The sequence below is a fragment of the Streptomyces sp. BBFR25 genome (assembly GCF_044590125.1).
Classification (GTDB): domain Bacteria; phylum Actinomycetota; class Actinomycetes; order Streptomycetales; family Streptomycetaceae; genus Streptomyces; species Streptomyces canus_D.
On record NZ_CP172447.1, the window covers coordinates 4,228,347 to 4,246,661 of the forward strand.

An 18,315-nucleotide genomic window follows, 5' to 3' on the forward strand; every position below is an offset into this window, starting at 1 on the left:
CGCTCAGTCCGCGATCGGCAGGTACACGCGGTTGCCCGCGGCCGCGAACTCCTTCGACTTCTGGGCCATGCCCTCCTCGATCTCTCCCTTGCTGCTCCCGTGCTGCCGGCGAATGTCCTGCGAGATCTTCATCGAGCAGAACTTGGGCCCGCACATCGAGCAGAAGTGGGCCGTCTTGGCGGGCTCGGCCGGCAGGGTCTCGTCGTGGAACTCACGGGCCGTGTCCGGGTCCAGGGCAAGGTTGAACTGGTCCTCCCACCGGAACTCGAACCGGGCGTCCGACAGCGCGTCGTCCCACTCCTGTGCACCTGGGTGACCCTTGGCGAGGTCGGCGGCATGGGCGGCGATCTTGTAGGTGATGACGCCGGTCTTGACGTCGTCACGGTTGGGCAGGCCCAGATGTTCCTTGGGCGTGACGTAGCAGAGCATGGCCGTGCCCCACCAGGCGATCATCGCGGCACCGATGCCGGAGGTGATGTGGTCGTACGCCGGCGCGACGTCCGTCGTCAGCGGGCCGAGCGTATAGAACGGAGCTTCATCGCAGATCTCCTGCTGAAGGTCGATGTTCTCCTTGATCTTGTGCATCGGGACATGTCCCGGGCCCTCGATCATGGTCTGTACGTTGCAACGCTTGGCGATCCGGTTGAGTTCCCCGAGGGTGCGCAACTCGGCGAACTGCGCCTCGTCGTTGGCGTCCGCGATCGACCCCGGGCGCAGGCCGTCGCCGAGGGAGTAGGTGACGTCGTAGGCGGCGAGGATCTCGCAGAGTTCCTCGAAGTTCTCGTACAGGAATGACTCCTTGTGGTGCGCCAGGCACCACGCCGCCATGATCGAGCCGCCGCGCGAGACGATGCCGGTCTTGCGGTTCGCGGTCAGCGGTACGTACGGCAGGCGCACACCGGCGTGGACCGTCATGTAGTCCACACCCTGCTCGGCCTGTTCGATCACGGTGTCCTTGTAGATCTCCCAGGTCAGCTCCTCGGCCCGGCCGTCGACCTTCTCCAACGCCTGGTAGAGCGGCACGGTGCCGATGGGGACGGGGGAGTTGCGCAGGACCCACTCGCGGGTGGTGTGGATGTTGCGGCCGGTGGAGAGGTCCATGACCGTGTCGGCGCCCCACCGGGTCGCCCAGGTCATCTTGTCGACCTCCTCCTCGATGGAGGACGTCACCGCCGAGTTGCCGATGTTGGCGTTGACCTTCACCAGGAACCGCTTGCCGATGATCATCGGCTCGATCTCGGGGTGGTTGACGTTGGCGGGCAGCACGGCACGTCCTGCGGCGATCTCCTCGCGGACCACTTCCGGCGAGACGTTCTCCCGGACGGCCACGTACTCCATCTCCGGCGTGATCTCTCCCCGGCGCGCGTACGCGAGTTGCGTCACCGCGTTGCCGTCCCGGCCCCGGCGGGGCTGACGCGGGCGCCCGGGGAAGACGGCGTCGAGGTTGCGCAGGCCGCCGCGCGGCGCGGTGTGCTTGATTCCGTCGTCCTCGGGACGGACGGGACGGCCCGCGTACTCTTCGGTGTCACCGCGGGCGATGATCCAGTTCTCCCGCAGCGGTGCGAGGCCCCTGCGGACATCGGTGTCGACGAGTGGATCGGTGTACGGGCCCGAGGTGTCGTACAGGGTGACCGACTGCCCGTTGGTGAGGTGCACCTGACGGACCGGCACCCGCAGATCGGGGCGCGAGCCCTCGACGTACGCCTTGTGCCAGCCGATGGACTTCCCGGCCTCCGTGGTCTGCGCGGTGTCCTCCTGGGCGGAGTCCCGCGTGGAGCGCTGTTCTGAGGCAGGCGTGCGTGCGTCCTTGATGGTCATGAGACCTACTCCCTACGCCGGCATTACCCGGTAACAGGTTCGGCGGTCGACGCAGCGGCTTCCGTCTGGCGAGGCTTCGTGGGATACATCACTCGACTTCGGTGACGTTTCCCGTGAAACATCGCTGGGACGGAGGTCAGCGCCCTCTCAGCCCGGTGCTCCGAGCTCCCGCGTGTACAAAGGTGCCTCCACGCTAACGCCCATTCGGGCGCGGTGAACAGAGGGCCCCCCTTGTTCTTGCGATGATCGGGCGGTGACCACACCGCAGCATCCCTCCTTCCCGCCGCATCGGCCCCGCCGCGGACAGAACGCCGACGAGGGAGGCGGCCGGGCAGCCGACCACGCCCCCGTCGCCGCCCACGGCGCGAGCGAGGGCAGACCCGAGGCCGGTCACGGGCATGCGCACGGTCACGGTCACGGACCGGCGGCTCCCGTCTCCCGGCATCTGCGCAAGGTCATCGCCGCGATCCTGATCCCCTTCGCCGCGGCCGTCCTGGTCGGACTCGCGGTGCTGTGGCCGGGCGGCGCACCGCCGCACGAGCGCACCGGAGTCGGCTTCGACCGCCAGACCCAGCAGGCCACCGTGACCAAGGTGGTCGAGCTGAGCTGCCAGTCCGTCAACGCCTCGGGCGGCACCCCGACCGGCGACACGTCCACCGCCGAGGGCTCCTCCGCGGTGCAGCAGGCGAAGGGCGAGTGCAAGCGGGCGACCATCCGCGTCGACACCGGCGACGACAAGGGCCGTACGTTCGAGGAGATCGTGCAGCCGGACCAGTCACGACAGTTGCACGAGGGCCAGAAGGTGGTGGTCGCCTACGAGCCCTCCGCGCCCAAGGACCTGCAGTACTCGGTGACCGACATCGACCGCCGGCTCCCCCTGGCGCTGCTCGCGGGCATCTTCGCCCTCGCCGTCGTGGTCGTCGGACGGCTGCGCGGCCTCATGGCACTGGTCTCACTGGCCATCAGCTTCCTGCTGCTGAACTTCTTCATCCTGCCCGCCATCCTGCAGGGTTCGAATCCCCTGGTCGTGGCGGTGATCGGGTCCAGCGCCATCATGCTGATCGCGTTGTACCTCTGCCACGGGCTGTCGGCCCGCACGTCCGTGGCGGTGCTCGGCACCTTGATCTCGCTCTTGCTGATCGGTGTGCTCGGCTCGCTCTTCATCGGCTGGGCCGCGCTCACCGGCAACACGGACGACAACACCGGCCTCATCCACGGCCTGTACCCGTCGATCGACATGAGCGGTCTGCTGCTCGCCGGGGTCATCATCGGTTCGCTCGGGGTCCTCGACGACGTGACGGTCACGCAGACGTCGGCGGTCTGGGAACTGCACGAGGCCAACCCGACGATGGGCTGGCGCGGCCTGTACCGCGCGGGCATCCGCATCGGCCGCGACCACATCGCCTCGGTCGTGAACACGCTGGTCCTGGCCTACGCGGGCGCGGCGCTGCCCCTGCTGCTCCTGTTCTCGATCGCGCAGAGCGGGGTGGGGACGGTCGCCAACAGCGAACTGGTCGCGGAGGAGATCGTACGGACGCTGGTCGGCTCGATCGGTCTGGTGGCGTCCGTGCCGGTCACCACGGCCCTCGCCGCCCTGGTCGTGTCGGCGGACCGGCCGGCCGGAGGAGCGGCCCAGGCGGAGGGAGCCCCAGCGGCCGCGGTGCCGGGTGCCCCCGCACGTGGCGGGCGGGGGCGGCGCCGCAAGCGCTGAGGCGTCCGGCGAAGCGTTACGCCACCTCCGCGGGACTGCCGGAACGGTTCAGCCCGCGCTCTGTTCCTCCGCCAGGATGCGGTCCAGGGCCTCGTCGAGGTGGCTGTCGAAGTCGGCGAGCGCACCTTCCTGGCCCAGGGGCACCAGCTTGTCGGTGCGGTCGAGGAAGGCTACGAGGGGCGCGGCCGAGGAACGGAACAGGGCCTGGTCGCTGCCGACCTGAAGGCGGATCAGCACCTCGGCCAGTGGCTCGGGGTCGACCGGGGCGATGCGCACGTCACCGTCGCCGCACGGCCGGCCCACCCCGTCGACCAGCAACTCCCGGCCGAAGGCCCAGGTCACCGGCGCGTCTCCGGGCAGGTGGAAGGTCAGGCGTACGGCATAGGGATCCCGGGTCTCGTAGCGCAGCTCCACCGGGATGCGGAAAGAGAGCTCCTCGGACACGAGAAAGCTCATCATGACCTCTGCCTGTACGGACTCGCCCATTCGCCTACCCCGTCATTCGCCGTCGACTGTCCGGGAATCAAACCTCTAACACTGATGGCATCTTGCTCAACGTACACACCAGATCACAAGGAGTGAGTTTTCAGATACTGATAGAGAGCGCGAGCGAGCCCAGACGCCGCCCCACCTCGTGCTGCAGGCGCTGTGCCGCGGGCAGCAGCCGGTCCGCCTGGTGCAGGGGCAGCGAGATGGCCATCGTGGCGGCCGTGGTGCCGACCGTGATCGGGATCGCCGCGCAGACCGTCCCCAGCGCGTACTCCTGGCGCTCGATCACCGGTGTCATCCGGCGCATGCGTTCCAGCCGCCTCAGCAGACTGTGGCCGTCACGCACCGTGTACGGCGTGATCGGCTGCACCGGGTAGCGGTCCAGGTGGCCGCGGCGGGCCTCCTCGTCGAGCTGGGAGAGCAGGCACTGCCCGATGGCGTGCGCGTGCCCCGTCTCGCGGAAGTCCGCCCACTCCTCGACCGCCGGATTGCCCGGGGTGTCGGAGACGCACATGACCTCGATCTCGCCGTCCCGGTACATGGCGTAGTACACGGGGACGCCGATCGCGTCCCGCCAGCGCGCCATGGTGTCCACCACCGTGCTGCGACGTTTCTGCTCGGCCCCGCTGCTGCCCAGCCGCTCGGCGGCCTCGCCGAGGAAGAAGAGCCCCTTCTCCCGGCGCAGATAGCCCTCGTGCACCAGGGTGCGCAGCAGGTGGTACGCCGTGGGCAGCGCCAGCCCCGTCTCGCGGGCCAGTTGTTTGGCGGGGGCTCCGTACTGGTGCTCGGCGACGCACTCGAGCAGGCGCATCGCCCGCTGCACGGAGCCGATGAGCGTCACGGAAGGCGGGTCGGCGGCGGACGGTGCGGGGGTTGTCCCGGGCGTCGAGCAGGGCTGCACGGGAAGGGCGTGCAGCTGAGCGAATGCGGTGTCAGCCGTGGCCAAGGGTCACTCCCGGGACGCGAGGTGGCAGCCCGTGCGGAGAACACGGGTGGGGGTGTGCGCCGTTCGCGAGGTCGCCCCCGCGTGGAGTTCCGGACTCTAACCGCCGGTCACCGCTCACCGACGGCCCGTCCGGGAAACTTCCCTCGCGCGAGGGAACCGGTGGTTCCTGTTACCGCCACCGGTGTCCCACGGCTCTCACCAGTCGCTGCGCGACGACGAGCTGGACATGAACTTGCGTACGACGTAGATCAGTCCGCCGACAAGCGCGACGAAGAGCAGCAGCTTGAACAGCAGTCCGATCACGAACCCGACCACGCTGGCGATCAGCCCGCCGAACACGACCAGGGCGATGACCGGCACCGCGATCCACTTCACCCACCACGGCAGTCCCGTGAAGATCTCTCGCATCGCCCTTGCCCTTACTCTTCGGGGAATCCTGGGGAGTCCTCTGATGTCCTGCACTCGATGCTAGAGCCGCGGGCGCCACGACAGGGGCCCCGCATCCCTTGTCTCCCCCTGACCGATCCCCTAGGGAACCCCGGGGCGGGGCCTCAGCTCTCCGGGGGAGAGAACACCACCAGAACCCGCAGGTCCTCGCTGATGTGATGGAACTTGTGGGCGACCCCGGCGGGCACGTAGACCACGCTGCCGCGGGCGACCTGGGTGGTCTCCATGCCGACGGTGATCGCGGCCCGGCCGCTCACCACGAAGTACACCTCGTCCTGCGCGTGCGGCTTCTGCGGATCGGTCGTCCCCGCGTCGAGGGCGTACAGGCCGACCGACATGTTCCGCTCCCGCAGGAACTGCAGGTAGGCACCGTCGTTGGCGGCGCGCTCCGCCTCGAGTTCGTCCAGCCGGAATGCCTTCATCGCCTCGTCCGCCCCTGCCTCACCGTTCGTGTCCGATCGCGTCTGCCACGATCAGACACATGAAGAATTTCCTAGTCAAGACGATCGCCAACGCGGGCGCCCTCGCGGTCGCCGTGTGGCTGCTCGACAAGATCATCCTGACCGGGGGCGGCACCGGGGAGAAGGCGGTCACCCTGATCGTGGTCGCCCTGGTGTTCGGCCTGGTCAACATGGTGGTCAAGCCGATCGTGCAGGTGCTGACCTTCCCGCTGTTCATCCTGACCCTCGGCCTGTTCACGCTGGTGGTCAACGCGCTGATGCTGTTGCTCACGTCCTGGGTGGCCGACAAGCTCGACGTGAGCTTCCACGTCGACGGGTTCTGGACCGCCGTCCTGGGCGGCCTGATCATCTCGATCGTGTCCTGGGCCCTCAACGCGTTCCTGCCCGACGGGGACTGATCCCGATGGCCTACCGCGTCTGTTTCGTGTGCACGGGCAACATCTGCCGCTCCCCGATGGCCGAGGCCGTCTTCCACGCGCGCGTGGCGGACGCCGGGCTCGACGACCTGGTCGAGGCCGACAGCGCCGGCACCGGCGGCTGGCACGAGGGCGAGGGCGCGGACCCGCGCACCGTGGCCGTCCTGACGGAACACGGTTACGGTCTCGACCACACGGCCCGGCAGTTCCAGCAGTCCTGGTTCTCCCGTCTCGACCTGGTCGTCGCCCTCGACGCCGGGCACCTGAGGGCCTTGCGGCGTCTCGCCCCCACGGAGCGGGACGCGGCCAAGGTGCGCCTGCTGCGGTCGTACGACCCCGCGGCCGAAGAGGGTGACCTGGATGTCCCGGACCCGTACTACGGGGGCCAGGACGGCTTCGAGGAATGCCTTGAGATGGTGGAGGCGGCGAGCACCGGACTGCTCGCCGCGGTACGCGAGCAAGTGGAAGGACGGGCGGCATGAGCGATTCCGCTACGAACGACGGCGCGGGCACGGGCGCGGAGGGATCCGCTTCCGGCCCCGGTGACGGCACGCGCGCGGTGCGGGCCGGGCTGCCCGAACCCGTCAAGCACGAGCCGACCCTGCCCGGTCCGGTGTTCGCCGCCCACTTCCACCTGCCGGGCGATCCGACCGGCCCGTACACCTACGGCCGCGACGAGAACCCGACCTGGACCCGCCTGGAGAGCGCCATCGGCGAGCTGGAGGCGCCCGGGGAGGACGGCGTGGAGACGCTCGTCTTCGCCTCGGGCATGGCCGCCATCTCCTCGGTGCTCTTCTCCCAGCTGCGCGCCGGCGACACGGCCGTGCTGCCCGACGACGGCTACCAGGCACTGCCGCTGGTCCGCGCGCAGCTGGAGGCGTACGGCATCGAGGTGCGCACCGCGCCGACCGGCCAGGACGCCCAGCTCGACATCCTGGACGGGGCGAAGCTGCTGTGGATCGAGACGCCTTCGAACCCTGGGCTCGACGTGTGCGACGTACGGCGGCTCGTCGAGGCGGCACACGCGCGCGGCGCCCTGGTCGCCGTCGACAACACCCTCGCCACCCCGCTCGGGCAGCGCCCGCTGGAACTCGGCGCGGACTTCTCGGTGGCCAGCGGCACCAAGCAGCTCACCGGCCACGGCGACGTCCTGCTGGGCTACGTGGCCGGCCGCGACGCCGGGGCGATGGCCGCCGTACGGCGCTGGCGCAAGATCGTCGGCGCGATTCCCGGGCCCATGGAAGCGTGGCTCGCCCACCGCTCGATCGCCACCCTCCAGCTGCGCGTGGACCGGCAGGACACCACCGCCCTGAGGGTGGCCGAAGCGCTCCGGACGCGGCCCGAGATCACCGGCCTGCGGTACCCCGGGCTGCCCGACGACCCGTCCCACAAGATCGCCTCGCAGCAGATGCTGCGCTATGGCTGCGTCGTCTCCTTCACGCTGCCCTCGCGCGCGCGTGCCGATCGTTTCCTCGACGCCCTGCACCTCGTCGAGGGCGCGACGAGCTTCGGCGGGGTGCGGTCCACGGCGGAGCGGCGCGGGCGCTGGGGCGGTGACGCGGTGCCGGAGGGCTTCGTCCGGCTCTCGGTCGGCGCGGAGGACCCGGACGACCTGGTGGCGGATCTGCTGCGCGCGCTGGACGAAACGGCGGACTGACGTCGCGCACGGACGGTCCGAGCCTCCCCCCTCGTGGCTCGGACCGTCCTCCGGTTCCACGCGCGAAGAACCGCGTGACCAAGGCTAGTTGACTCTGCGTCAGTGTCCAATCACAGGAGCGACAGCGACCTATCGACATATTTATAGTGGGCACGGACGGGGGCCGGGGAAGAACAGAAGAGGGGACGGGTTTCCGTGGATCTGGCCTTGCTCCGCACCTTCGTCACCGTGCACCGGGCCGGTTCCTTCACCCGTGCGGCCGCTCTGCTCGGCCTGTCCCAGCCCGCTGTCACCTCGCAGATCCGCACCCTGGAGCGCCAGCTCGGCCGCCCGCTGTTCCTCCGGCAGGCCCGCGGCGTGACCCCGACGACCATCGGCGACGAACTCGCCCACAAGACCGCACCGCATCTCGACGCCCTGGTGGAGATCGCCGAGACGGTGGCGGACGACTCCTCCCTGCGCACCCTGCATCTGGCCGGGCCCCCCGAGTTCACCGCCGAACGGGCGCTGCCCGCGCTCACCGAGCTCACCGGCGAGGACGGCCGGGCCCTCGCCCTGCGCGCCTCGTTCGGGAACGCCCAGGAGACCCTGGACGGCCTGGCCGCCGGGCATCACGATCTGGCCATCGGCACGGCCCGTCCCCGCGGCTCCCTGCTCACGGCGACTGCGCTCTGCGACGAGGTGCACGTCCTGGTCGCCGCACCTGACTGGGCTGAGCGTGCGGGTGTCGAAGACCTCCGCGACACCGACGCGCCCGCTCTCAAGGACGTTCCCGTGGTCGACGTGCACGAGTCACTGCCCTTTGCCGGCCGCTACTGGGCCTCGGTCTTCGACGCCCGGCCGTCCGCCCCGGCCACGGTCGTCGCCCCCGACCTGCGCGCCGCTCTCGCCTGCACGGTCGCGGGCGCGGGGCTCGCCGTCCTGCCCCACTACCTGTGCACGGAGGCGCTGGATCGCGGGGACGTCGTCGCCCTGCACGACCCACCCGTGCCGCCGCTGCGGACGTACTTCCTGGTGGTGCGCACCGGCACGTTGGCGATGCCGCACATCGCCCGGGCCCACGAGTGGCTGCTGCGCGCGGCCTCCGACTGGAACTGAGCCGGCGGACTTCCGGACCGGGCGCGCGTCACGATGTTTCACGTGGAACCAGCCGGGCCACATTTCTCCCATGACCGTCCGACCCGTGGTCAAGCGCACCGCTCGCGCCGTCCTGCTGGACGACGACCACCTGATCCTGATCAAGCGGACCAAGCCCGGCGTCGATCCGTACTGGGTCACTCCCGGCGGCGGGGTGGAGCCGGACGACACCACCGTCGTGGACGCCCTGCACCGTGAGGTGTACGAGGAACTCGGCGCCAAGATCAGTGATGTGGTGCCCTGCTTCGTGGACACCGTGGAGCACATCGGCGAGGACGTCGGCACGACCGGCGTGAAGGTGCAGCACTTCTTCGTCTGCCACCTGGAATCCATGGACCCGTCCCTGCGGCACGGTCCCGAGGTCGACGAACCCGCCGGTGAGTACGAGATCGTCAGAGTGCCGTTCACCCGGGTCGGAATCGCCTCGGTCCACCTCGTGCCGCTGTCGCTGCGGCATTACCTGGACGGCAACATCGAGGGCGTGCGTGCCCTGCACGCTCCCGACCTCGGCTGAACCGACATGGCCGAAAGCCCGTATGTTTCGCTGGAAAGAGGTGGACGCGGACAGCCACCGTCGGACAGCCTGACCTGCGTGCCGACATCTTTCCTCGCCTCTGCTCCGATCCGCCGTCTGACGCTCCGCGATCTCACCGCATGCGCCGACCTGTCCGAGGACCGGGGGTGGCCGCGCGAGGAGCACAAGTGGGGATTCCTCCTCGCGGCCGGAAAGGGGTACGGCATCGACGACCCCGGCGGCGGTCTCGTCGCCGCCTGCACCGTCACCGCGTACGGGCCCCAGGAGCGCCCCGCGCTCGCCGCCATCGGCATGGTGCTGGTCGCCGAGCGGCACGCCCGCCAGGGCGTCGGACGCCGGCTGATGCGCCACGTCGTCTCCGGCCTGGGCACCGTTCCGCTGACCCTGCACGCGACGCCGTACGGCCGACCGCTCTACGAGGAACTCGGCTTCAAGGTGACGGGCGGGGCGGAGATGGTGCGCGGCCGGTTCGTGCCGGGCGGGCCGGAACCGAAGGCCGTCACTCGCGCGGCCACCGCAGAGGACCTCACCGCGATCCTCCGGCTCGACGAGGAGGTCTTCGGCGCCGACCGCACCCACATCGTCACGCGCCTGCCCGCCTTCGCCGACCAGCTGCGCGTCGCCGAGGAGGACGGCCGGATCACCGGGTACGCCGCGGCCTGGCCGAACATGGACACCCACGTGGTGGGCCCGCTGATCGCCCGTGACACGGAGACGGCCAAGGCCCTGATCGCCTCGCTCGCCGCCCGCACCGACCGGCCGCTGCGCACGGACATCGACGTACGGCACGAGGAACTGCTCGCGTGGGTGAAGGAGCGCGGCCTCTCCGCGATCGCCCCCAACGCGGTCATGACCTACGGGATCACCGAGCTTCCCGGCGACTGGTCCCGGCGGTTCGCGCCGCTGACGGTCGCGGCGGGCTGACGCCGGGACCGTCGGCGCCGTCGGTCTCGCGCGCGGGTCAGGCGAGCGCCCGCACGGCGGCCGAGGCGAAGCCGTGGTCCTGCTCGGGCGCGCCGCCACCCACCCCGATCGCGCCGATCAGCCGGCCCTCCCGGTGCACGGGCACGCCGCCCGCGATAAACAGCAGCGGCCGGTCGAGGGCGGTGGGCAGGGTGTGGAAGAGGCCCCCGGGCTGCACGGCGTCGACGAGGTCGGCCGTGGGCGCGTTCAGCTGGAGCGCCGTGTAGGCCTTGCGCGTGCTGGTCTCGCCAGAGATCAGCACGGCGCGGTCGTCGCGCCGGAAGGCGAGCAGATGGCCCCCGGCGTCGAGGACCGTGACGCTGACGGTGACGCCGGCCGCATCGGCGGCACGGTGGGCGGCGGTGACCAGCTCTTCGGCGTCCTGGATCGTCAGCGGGGCGACAGCGGTGGTGCTCATGGGTCTTTCTCCTTGGTTGTGCCGAGTGGTGCGGTGCCTCGGTGGTCGTCGAGGCGGTGAGGGGCCGTGGGACACGGGGACGGCCCTGGCTCCGTGTCCCCGGGGCGGGGGTGGGTCGTTCAGTGGTGGACGGCGGCGGCTTGCTGTTCGGCGGGCACGGAACCCGCGACGACCGTGCCGGGGGCACTCCCGCGCCGTTCCAGGGCGGCCGAGAGGACGGCGAGGACCAGCGCGGCCGCGGCGAGCACGGCGCCGACCCAGTTGGGGGCGGTGTATCCGAAGCCCGCGGCGATGACGACGCCGCCGAGCCAGGCGGAGAGCGCGTTGCCGAGGTTGAAGGCGCCGATGTTCACCGCGGAGGCCAGCGTCGGGGCGCCGTGGGCGTGGTCCAGGACGCGCTTCTGCAGCGGGGGGACGGTGGCGAAGCCCAGGGCCCCGATCAGGACGACGGTCACGGCGGACGCGATCTTGTTGTGCGCGGTGAGGGTGAAGAGGGCCAGTACGACGGACAGGGCGCCCAGGGAGATGTACAGCATGGGCATCAGGGCGCGGTCGGCGAACCGGCCGCCGACGAGGTTGCCGCCGACCATGCCGAGGCCGAAGAGGACCAGCAGCCAGGTGACCGAGCCGTCGGCGAAGCCCGCGACATGGGTCATCATCGGCGCGATGTAGGTGATGGCCGCGAAGACCCCGCCGAAGCCGAGGACGGTCATGGCCATCGCGAGCAGGACCTGCACGTTCTTGAACGCGGCCATCTCGTGGCGCAGCCGCACGCCTTCGGCCCTGGGCACGTCGGGGACCAGCTTGGCGACTCCGGCCAGGCCGACGACTCCGAGCGCGGCGACGACGGCGAAGGTGACCCGCCAGCCTGCGGACTGCCCGATCAGCGTGCCCAGCGGAACGCCGACGACATTGGCGACGGTCAGGCCGGTGAACATCATCGCGATGGCGCCGGCCTTCTTGTGCGGGGCGACCAGACCGGCCGCGACGACCGATCCGATGCCGAAGAAGGCGCCGTGGGCGAGCGAGGCGACCACGCGGCCGATCAGCATGACGGAGAAGGCGGGGGCGAGGGCGGAGAGCAGGTTGCCGACGATGAACAGGCCCATCAGCAGCATCAGCATCCGCTTGCGCGGCACCTTGGTGCCGAGCACGGTCATCAGCGGGGCGCCGAACATCACACCGAGCGCGTATCCGGTCACCAGGTAACCGGCGGTGGGGATGGAGACCCCGTAGTCGCTCGCGACCTCGGGCAGCAAGCCCATGATCACGAACTCGGTCGTTCCAATCCCGAAGGCCCCGATCGCGAGGGCCAGAAGCGCGAGAGGCATGGAGGGGTACACCTTCCCAAGTGATTGCAGGAGCACTTTACGGTCGCTCACAATAATTGCAGACGCGGGCAATATGCAAGCGACGACAATTGCGGAGCTGGTCTACCCTGGTCTCAGCCGCTCCTGGACGGAGGAACCACATGACAGCGACGGACCCCGCGCTCACCGCCCTCTCCCAGGGCTGGTGCGCCCTTTCCCTGCTGCACGGGAGGATCGAGGCGCACATCGAGCGCGCTCTGCAGACCGGGCACGACCTGAGCGTGCGCGAGTACTCCCTGCTCGACGTGCTCAGCCGGCAGCACGACGGCGACGGGGGGCATCTGCAGATGAAGCAGGTCGCCGACGCCGTCGTCCTCAGCCAGAGCGCGACCACCCGGCTGGTCACCCGGCTCGAGGACCGGGGTTTGCTGGAGCGCTACCTGTGCCCCACCGATCGTCGCGGCATCTACACCAACGTCACCGCGACCGGCCTGCGGCTGCTGGAGGAAGCGCGTCCCACCAACGACGCCGCCCTGCGCGAGGCCCTCGACGAGGCGGCCACCAACCCCGACCTGGCCCCGCTGGTGCGGGCGGTGGAGACCCTGAAGGCGCCGGTGCCCGCCTAGAGCGGTTCTAGAGTGCGGTCATGGGAGATCTCGAAATACGCCCCACCACCGCCGAGGACATCCCGGCGGTCGTCGCGATGCTCGCCGACGACCCGCTGGGCGCACAGCGCGAATCACCGGACGATCTGGGGCCGTACCTGGCCGCGTTCGAACGACTCAGGGCCGACCCGAACCAGCAGCTGGTGGTGGCCGTCCGCGACGACCGCGTCGTCGGCACGCTCCAGCTGACGATCGTCCCGGGACTGTCCCGACGCGGCGCCCTCCGTTCGATCGTCGAAGGTGTACGCATCCACGGCGACGAACGCGGCAGCGGACTGGGTACACAGCTCATCGAATGGGCGATCGACGAGTCCCGGCGGCAGGGATGTCACCTGGTGCAGCTCACCTCCGACAAGACCCGCACCGACGCCCACCGCTTCTACGAGCGTCTCGGCTTCACGGCCTCGCACACGGGCTTCAAGCTCCAGCTCTGAGTGCGGGGCGCCCGTTATTCGCCCTCACGACTCGCGGCCCTGTTTCACGTGAAACAGGGCCGCTTCCGGAGGGACGGCTGCTAACCGATCCCCCGCCATCCCTCCGGGTCCACTCCGCCCGGAACGTCGGCGCCCTCCTCGTACGGCTGACGCGTGAAGACGAACGACCCGAGGTCCAGATGGCTCACGGTTCCGTCCGGGCGCCTCACCGCACGCAGCGACTCACCCGCGTAGTACCCCTCCAGTCCCGTCCATCTGCCGTCACCGTTCGCCCGGAAACGCGAGCGGCGCCCCTGACCCGACAGCGGCCCGAGGGAAACTCCTCCGTCGGACGTCAACCGCAGGGCGAAGGCGTGCGTCCCCCAGTACCACTGCCCCGCCAACTCCAGTACGGAGGAGTCGACCTCTCGCAGTGGCCGCCACGGTTCGGGGATCCGGGGCTCCGCCTCGGCGACAATGCGCACGAGGTCGGCCCCGACCCCGGCGAGCAGTGGACCGGAGGTGCAGTTGGTCAGGACGACAGCAGCCACGTCGTCCGCCACGCCGATGGTGAGGTTGGCCAGGAAGCCCGGCAGGGAGCCCGAGTGCCCCACGAGCAGCCGCCCGCCCTGGCTCTGGATCTGCAGACCCAGTCCGTAGGTCGCACCGTCCACGACATCCGCGGCCTCGACCGGAGCGGCGGGCGCCCGCATCTCCTCCACGGTCTGCGCCCTGAGCACCTTCTCGTCCCCCTGCGTGAGAAAGACGGCGAACCGCGCCAGGTCCCCAGTGGTGGACCAGAGCTGGCCGGCCGGGGCCATCCGCCCGAGGTCCTCGATGGGCTCCGCCAGCATCACGTCGGCCCAGGGATGCACCGCCCAGCCGCCGGCATGCGGGGCACTGGGCCGGGTGGCCGTACGCTCCAGCCGCAGCGGGTCCAGCACCTCCCGCTGCAGCACCTCTTCCCACGGAGCGCCCCGCAGCTTCTCGACCAGCGCGCCGAGCAGGGTATAGCCGGGGTTGGAATAGTGGTGGCGACGGCCCACCGGGTGCAGCAGCGGCCGTTCGCCCAGCACATCGGCGAGTTCGGGCCGCAGCGAGCCCGGCGTCCGCTCCCACCACGGCGCCGGTGACTCGGCGGCCAGCCCGCCCGAGTGCGCGAGCAGCTCGGCGATCGTGGCCTCCCCCACCCCGGTGCCCGGCAGATGCTTCTCCAGTGGGTCCCCGAGATCGAGCAGGCCCTCGTCACGCAGCCGAAGGACCAGGACCGCGGTGAACGTTTTGGTGATCGAGCCGATCCGGTACTGCACGTTCTCGTCCGGACCGTGCCCGTCGACCGAGGTCCGCGCACCGTGCCACACGGTCCGCCCGCCCCGGACCACCGCCGCGACGAGCGACGGCGCACGCCCCTCGGCCTGCGCCACGGCGATCCGGTGCGTCAGCGCCCGACGGGTGGCGGGGAGCAGCTCTTCCTGAGGTGTCGTCATGTGCCCAGTCCACCGGCCGGCACCCCTCACGTCGAGCCGATTTCCCCGTGGCACCCCGTGCGGTCACGAAGCAGAAGGTCCATCTGACCGGCTGTCAGGTCTGGGCCATGTCCACGAAACGCGAGTAGTGGCCCTGGAAGGCGACCGTGATGGTCGCCGTCGGGCCGTTACGGTGCTTGGCCACGATCAGGTCCGCCTCGCCCGCGCGCGGCGACTCCTTCTCGTAGGCGTCCTCACGGTGCAGCAGGATGACCATGTCCGCGTCCTGCTCGATCGAACCGGACTCACGCAGGTCGGAGACCATGGGCTTCTTGTCGGTGCGCTGCTCCGGACCACGGTTCAGCTGGGAGAGTGCGATGACCGGGATCTCCAGCTCCTTCGCCAGGAGCTTGAGGTTACGGGACATGTCGGAGACCTCCTGCTGCCGGCTCTCGGCACGCTTCGAACCGCCGGACTGCATCAGCTGGAGGTAGTCGATGACGACCAGCTTGAGGTCGTTGCGCTGTTTGAGACGACGGCACTTGGCGCGGATCTCCATCATCGACAGGTTCGGGGAGTCGTCGATGTAGAGCGGCGCGGCCGACACGTCGGGCATCCGGCGCGCCAGCCGGGTCCAGTCGTCGTCCGTCATCGTGCCGGACCGCATGTGGTGCAGCGCGACGCGGGCCTCGGCGGACAGCAGACGCATCGCGATCTCGTTGCGTCCCATTTCGAGCGAGAAGATGACGCTCGGCAGATTGTTCTTGATCGAGGCGGCCCGCGCGAAGTCCAGCGCGAGGGTCGACTTGCCCATCGCGGGACGTGCGGCGATGACGATCATCTGCCCGGGGTGCAGGCCGTTGGTCAGTGAGTCGAAGTCCGTGAAGCCCGTCGGCACACCGGTCATCTCGCCGCTGCGCGACCCGATCGCCTCGATCTCGTCGAGCGCGCCCTCCATGATGTCGCCGAGCGGCAGATAGTCCTCGCTGGTGCGCTGCTCGGTGACGGCGTAGATCTCGGCCTGGGCGCGGTTGACGATCTCGTCGACGTCGTCGTCGGCCGCGTATCCCATCTGGGTGATCCGGGTCCCGGCCTCCACCAGGCGGCGCAGGACCGCCCGCTCGTGCACGATCTCCGCGTAGTACGCGGCGTTCGCTGCCGTCGGCACGGTCTGGACGAGGGTGTGCAGATACGAGGCGCCGCCGACCTTGTTGATCTCACCGCGCTTGGTGAGTTCAGCGGCGATCGTGATGGGGTCGGCCGGCTCACCCTTGGCGTAGACGTCGAGGATGGCCTGGTAGACCGTCTCGTGGGCCGGCTTGTAGAAGTCGTGGCCCTTGAGGATCTCGACGACGTCGGCGATGGCGTCCTTGGACAGGAGCATCCCGCCGAGGACGGACTGCTCGGCGTCCAGGTCCTGCGGCGGCACCCGCTCGAACGCGGCACCCCCGCCGTCCCACCCGTTGTCCGGGCCGCGCTCGTGCTGATCGTCCCGGCTGCGGCCGCCCCCCTCACCGCGGCGGCGGGAAGCAGGCAGACGATCACTGGGGCCGCTGTCGGCCCACGGGTCGTCCAAGGGCTCGGAAATGCTCACCGAGCCACCTCCTCCCGTCCGCCGAGCGGACCTCGCCGTGCCCCTCATTTCTACGGCACGGCACTGACAAATAAGACGCCCAACTCCGGTTCTGGCGCGTCGGTTTTGTGACGGTTCACCAGCCGACGGACGGAGCGGGCGCCGGATAACCGTAGGCCCCCAGGCACCGTCAGCCAATCTGGTTATCCACAGGCCATGTGGACGACTGGCCAGATGCTGTGGAGAACCCCGCCAAACCTGTGCACGACCCGGTGGACAGCCCTGTGAACAAGCCCGCACTCCCACTCGGAAAGCGCACCTGGCCTGCACCTTTACCGTCCACCGCCTGTGCAGAAGAAAAACTTGCCCGGTCGGATCAAGATCATTTCGAACCGTGCCCAGAAGTGCACGGGGCGAGAGCGGACGTAAGGGTCATTGAAGCATTGCATCTCTTACCTGTGGACGATTAGATTGGTGCTCATGACACAGGCCCCCGCGCGTACCCGGACCGTCCGGCGCCGACACGACCGAGAGATCGTCGCGCTGGCAGTCCCGGCCTTCGGCGCGCTCGTCGCCGAGCCCCTTTTCGTCATGGCCGACAGTGCCATCGTCGGCCATCTCGGGACCGCTCAGCTCGCCGGGCTCGGCATCGCCTCGGCCCTGCTCACCACAGCCGTCAGCGTGTTCGTCTTCCTCGCCTACGCCACCACCGCGGCCGTCTCCCGTCGCGTCGGCGCGGGGGATCTGCAAGCAGCGATCCGCCAGGGCATGGACGGCATCTGGCTCGCACTGCTGCTCGGCGCCGCCGTCATAGCGGTCGTTCTGCCCACGGCCCCCTCTCTCGTGGAACTCTTCGGCGCCTCCGAGACCGCGGCCCCCTATGCCACCACCTATCTGCGGATCTCCGCCCTCGGCATCCCCGCCATGCTCGTCGTGCTCGCCTCGACCGGTGTACTGAGGGGACTGCAGAACACCCGGACCCCCCTCTATGTGGCCGTGGCCGGCTTCGTCGCCAACGCCGTCCTCAATGTCGTCCTCGTCTACGGCGCCGACCTCGGCATCGCGGGTTCCGCCTGGGGCACCGTCATCGCCCAGTGCGGCATGGCCGCGGTCTATCTGTGGGTGGTCGTCCGAGGAGCCCGACGACACGGCGCCTCCCTGCGGCCGGACCTGGCCGGGATCAGGGCTTCCGCCCAGGCCGGGATGCCGCTGCTGGTGCGCACGCTCTCCTTGCGAGCCATACTCATGATCGCGACGGCCGTGGCGGCCCGACTGGGCGACGCCGATGTCGCGGCGCATCAGATCGTCCTTTCCCTGTGGAGCCTGCTCGCCTTCGCTCTCGACGCCATCGCCATCGCCGGACAGGCCATCATCGGGCGCTATCTGGGCGCGGGCGACGCCCAGGGAGCACGCGATGCCTGCCGCCGGATGGTGGAGTGGGGCGCCGCCGTCGGGATCGTACTGGGCCTGCTCGTGGTGCTGTCCCGTCCGGCGTTCCTGCCCCTGTTCACCGGCGACTCCACGGTCAAGGACGCTGCGCTGCCCGCACTGGTGATCGTGGCCGTGGCACAGCCGATCTGCGGCGTGGTCTATGTCCTGGACGGTGTCCTCATGGGTGCGGGCGACGGTCCCTACCTTGCCTGGGCCATGCTGCTGACCCTGGTGGTCTTCACGCCCGCGGCACTTCTCGTCCCGACCTTCGGCGGTGGGCTCACCGCCCTGTGGGCGGCCATGACGCTGATGATGGCGATGCGTCTGGTGACGCTGTGGCTGCGTACCCGATCGGGTCGCTGGATCGTCACGGGCGCGACGCGCTGACCGTTTCACGTGAAACGGTGAAAGGCGCCGTTCCACGTGAAACATGGCTGCGAACGAACACGGCGGCCACGA

General features: G+C 69.9%; 19 protein-coding genes and 1 riboswitch. Of the genes, 10 read left to right on the plus strand and 9 right to left on the minus strand.

Translation table 11 applies throughout. The features are described from left to right. Positions 1 to 3 precede the first annotated feature (3 nt). The gene (gene thiC / locus ACGH52_RS19225; RefSeq protein WP_076975247.1) at positions 4 to 1,818 is read right to left on the minus strand and encodes a phosphomethylpyrimidine synthase ThiC; all 1,815 of its coding nucleotides are present in this window, start codon (positions 1,816 to 1,818) and stop codon (positions 4 to 6) included. Further along, positions 1,811 to 2,000: riboswitch (TPP riboswitch) on the minus strand. It overlaps the preceding gene by 8 nt. Positions 2,001 to 2,071: 71 nt before the next feature. Between thiC and ACGH52_RS19230 the strand changes: the two genes are divergently transcribed. After that, entirely contained in the window at positions 2,072 to 3,529 is a 1,458-nt protein-coding gene (locus ACGH52_RS19230) for a YibE/F family protein (protein ID WP_399940960.1), read from the plus strand. 48 nt (positions 3,530 to 3,577) lie between these two features. On the opposite strand, the gene ACGH52_RS19235 is transcribed toward ACGH52_RS19230, so the two are convergent. The 4 genes from ACGH52_RS19235 to ACGH52_RS19250 all read right to left on the minus strand — a co-directional run bounded on the left by ACGH52_RS19235 (position 3,578) and on the right by ACGH52_RS19250 (position 5,833). After that, complete coding sequence (locus ACGH52_RS19235) at positions 3,578 to 4,015, minus strand: SsgA family sporulation/cell division regulator (RefSeq protein WP_007388906.1); 438 nt, start codon at positions 4,013 to 4,015, stop codon at positions 3,578 to 3,580. A 100-nt stretch (positions 4,016 to 4,115) separates the two neighbouring features. Next, positions 4,116 to 4,964, minus strand: a complete 849-nt coding sequence (locus ACGH52_RS19240; protein ID WP_399940963.1) for an IclR family transcriptional regulator — start codon at positions 4,962 to 4,964, stop codon at positions 4,116 to 4,118. A 195-nt stretch (positions 4,965 to 5,159) separates the two neighbouring features. After that, positions 5,160 to 5,372, minus strand: coding sequence for a DUF5326 family protein (locus tag ACGH52_RS19245; RefSeq protein WP_076975245.1), 213 nt, complete (start codon positions 5,370 to 5,372; stop codon positions 5,160 to 5,162). 143 nt (positions 5,373 to 5,515) lie between these two features. Beyond that, positions 5,516 to 5,833, minus strand: coding sequence for a cupin domain-containing protein (locus tag ACGH52_RS19250; RefSeq protein WP_003975009.1), 318 nt, complete (start codon positions 5,831 to 5,833; stop codon positions 5,516 to 5,518). A gap of 59 nt (positions 5,834 to 5,892) precedes the next feature. Here ACGH52_RS19250 and ACGH52_RS19255 point away from each other — a divergent pair, with 59 nt between their 5' ends. From ACGH52_RS19255 to ACGH52_RS19280, 6 genes are all read left to right on the plus strand, one after another. Further along, positions 5,893 to 6,270: a phage holin family protein gene (locus ACGH52_RS19255; RefSeq protein ID WP_399940967.1), complete on the plus strand. Its 378-nt coding sequence runs from the start codon at positions 5,893 to 5,895 to the stop codon at positions 6,268 to 6,270. Positions 6,271 to 6,275: 5 nt separating this feature from the next. Further along, a complete protein-coding gene (locus ACGH52_RS19260) occupies positions 6,276 to 6,770 on the plus strand; it encodes a low molecular weight protein-tyrosine-phosphatase (protein WP_121703090.1) in 495 nt (164 codons plus the stop codon). Next, entirely contained in the window at positions 6,767 to 7,945 is a 1,179-nt protein-coding gene (locus ACGH52_RS19265) for a cystathionine gamma-lyase (protein WP_399940970.1), read from the plus strand. The genes ACGH52_RS19260 and ACGH52_RS19265 overlap by 4 nt, the downstream gene beginning before the upstream one ends. A 195-nt stretch (positions 7,946 to 8,140) precedes the next feature. Next, positions 8,141 to 9,043 carry a LysR family transcriptional regulator gene (locus tag ACGH52_RS19270; protein WP_121703092.1) on the plus strand — a complete coding sequence of 301 codons (903 nt, stop codon included), beginning with the start codon at positions 8,141 to 8,143 and terminating at the stop codon, positions 9,041 to 9,043. 70 nt (positions 9,044 to 9,113) lie between these two features. Next, positions 9,114 to 9,596, plus strand: coding sequence for an NUDIX domain-containing protein (locus ACGH52_RS19275; RefSeq protein WP_076975240.1), 483 nt, complete (start codon positions 9,114 to 9,116; stop codon positions 9,594 to 9,596). Positions 9,597 to 9,674: 78 nt separating this feature from the next. Further along, positions 9,675 to 10,541, plus strand: a complete 867-nt coding sequence (locus tag ACGH52_RS19280) for a GNAT family N-acetyltransferase (protein WP_399940975.1) — start codon at positions 9,675 to 9,677, stop codon at positions 10,539 to 10,541. Between the two features lie 37 nt (positions 10,542 to 10,578). Here the strand turns inward: ACGH52_RS19280 and ACGH52_RS19285 are convergent, their stop codons facing one another. Further along, positions 10,579 to 10,998, minus strand: coding sequence for a heme-binding protein (locus ACGH52_RS19285; protein WP_121703094.1), 420 nt, complete (start codon positions 10,996 to 10,998; stop codon positions 10,579 to 10,581). Between the two features lie 119 nt (positions 10,999 to 11,117). Further along, positions 11,118 to 12,329: an MFS transporter gene (locus ACGH52_RS19290; RefSeq protein ID WP_210975157.1), complete on the minus strand. Its 1,212-nt coding sequence runs from the start codon at positions 12,327 to 12,329 to the stop codon at positions 11,118 to 11,120. Between the two features lie 140 nt (positions 12,330 to 12,469). Here ACGH52_RS19290 and ACGH52_RS19295 point away from each other — a divergent pair, with 140 nt between their 5' ends. Next, positions 12,470 to 12,934, plus strand: coding sequence for a MarR family winged helix-turn-helix transcriptional regulator (locus tag ACGH52_RS19295; protein ID WP_121703096.1), 465 nt, complete (start codon positions 12,470 to 12,472; stop codon positions 12,932 to 12,934). A 20-nt stretch (positions 12,935 to 12,954) separates the two neighbouring features. Further along, on the plus strand, positions 12,955 to 13,407 hold the full coding sequence (locus tag ACGH52_RS19300; RefSeq protein WP_210975158.1) for a GNAT family N-acetyltransferase: 453 nt from the start codon (positions 12,955 to 12,957) through the stop codon (positions 13,405 to 13,407). Between the two features lie 80 nt (positions 13,408 to 13,487). On the opposite strand, the gene ACGH52_RS19305 is transcribed toward ACGH52_RS19300, so the two are convergent. Further along, positions 13,488 to 14,873, minus strand: coding sequence for a serine hydrolase (locus ACGH52_RS19305; protein WP_210975159.1), 1,386 nt, complete (start codon positions 14,871 to 14,873; stop codon positions 13,488 to 13,490). Positions 14,874 to 14,967: 94 nt separating this feature from the next. After that, a complete protein-coding gene (dnaB, locus tag ACGH52_RS19310; RefSeq protein WP_076975233.1) occupies positions 14,968 to 16,446 on the minus strand; it encodes a replicative DNA helicase in 1,479 nt (492 codons plus the stop codon). 459 nt (positions 16,447 to 16,905) lie between these two features. Between dnaB and ACGH52_RS19315 the strand changes: the two genes are divergently transcribed. After that, entirely contained in the window at positions 16,906 to 18,243 is a 1,338-nt protein-coding gene (locus ACGH52_RS19315) for an MATE family efflux transporter (RefSeq protein WP_399940982.1), read from the plus strand. Positions 18,244 to 18,315 lie beyond the last annotated feature (72 nt).

Bases quoted from the DNA above. Each gene is read 5' to 3' on its own strand.
- thiC (WP_076975247.1), bottom strand. From the start codon at position 1,818: ATGACCATCAAGGACGCACGCACGCCTGCCTCAGAACAGCGCTCCACG.
- ACGH52_RS19245 (WP_076975245.1), bottom strand. From the start codon at position 5,372: ATGCGAGAGATCTTCACGGGACTGCCGTGGTGGGTGAAGTGGATCGCG.
- ACGH52_RS19295 (WP_121703096.1), top strand. From the start codon at position 12,470: ATGACAGCGACGGACCCCGCGCTCACCGCCCTCTCCCAGGGCTGGTGC.
- ACGH52_RS19290 (WP_210975157.1), bottom strand. From the start codon at position 12,329: ATGCCTCTCGCGCTTCTGGCCCTCGCGATCGGGGCCTTCGGGATTGGA.
- ACGH52_RS19275 (WP_076975240.1), top strand. From the start codon at position 9,114: ATGACCGTCCGACCCGTGGTCAAGCGCACCGCTCGCGCCGTCCTGCTG.
- ACGH52_RS19305 (WP_210975159.1), bottom strand. From the start codon at position 14,873: ATGACGACACCTCAGGAAGAGCTGCTCCCCGCCACCCGTCGGGCGCTG.
- ACGH52_RS19250 (WP_003975009.1), bottom strand. From the start codon at position 5,833: ATGAAGGCATTCCGGCTGGACGAACTCGAGGCGGAGCGCGCCGCCAAC.
- ACGH52_RS19300 (WP_210975158.1), top strand. From the start codon at position 12,955: ATGGGAGATCTCGAAATACGCCCCACCACCGCCGAGGACATCCCGGCG.
- ACGH52_RS19255 (WP_399940967.1), top strand. From the start codon at position 5,893: ATGAAGAATTTCCTAGTCAAGACGATCGCCAACGCGGGCGCCCTCGCG.
- ACGH52_RS19235 (WP_007388906.1), bottom strand. From the start codon at position 4,015: ATGGGCGAGTCCGTACAGGCAGAGGTCATGATGAGCTTTCTCGTGTCC.
- ACGH52_RS19260 (WP_121703090.1), top strand. From the start codon at position 6,276: ATGGCCTACCGCGTCTGTTTCGTGTGCACGGGCAACATCTGCCGCTCC.
- ACGH52_RS19265 (WP_399940970.1), top strand. From the start codon at position 6,767: ATGAGCGATTCCGCTACGAACGACGGCGCGGGCACGGGCGCGGAGGGA.
- ACGH52_RS19315 (WP_399940982.1), top strand. From the start codon at position 16,906: ATGACACAGGCCCCCGCGCGTACCCGGACCGTCCGGCGCCGACACGAC.
- ACGH52_RS19285 (WP_121703094.1), bottom strand. From the start codon at position 10,998: ATGAGCACCACCGCTGTCGCCCCGCTGACGATCCAGGACGCCGAAGAG.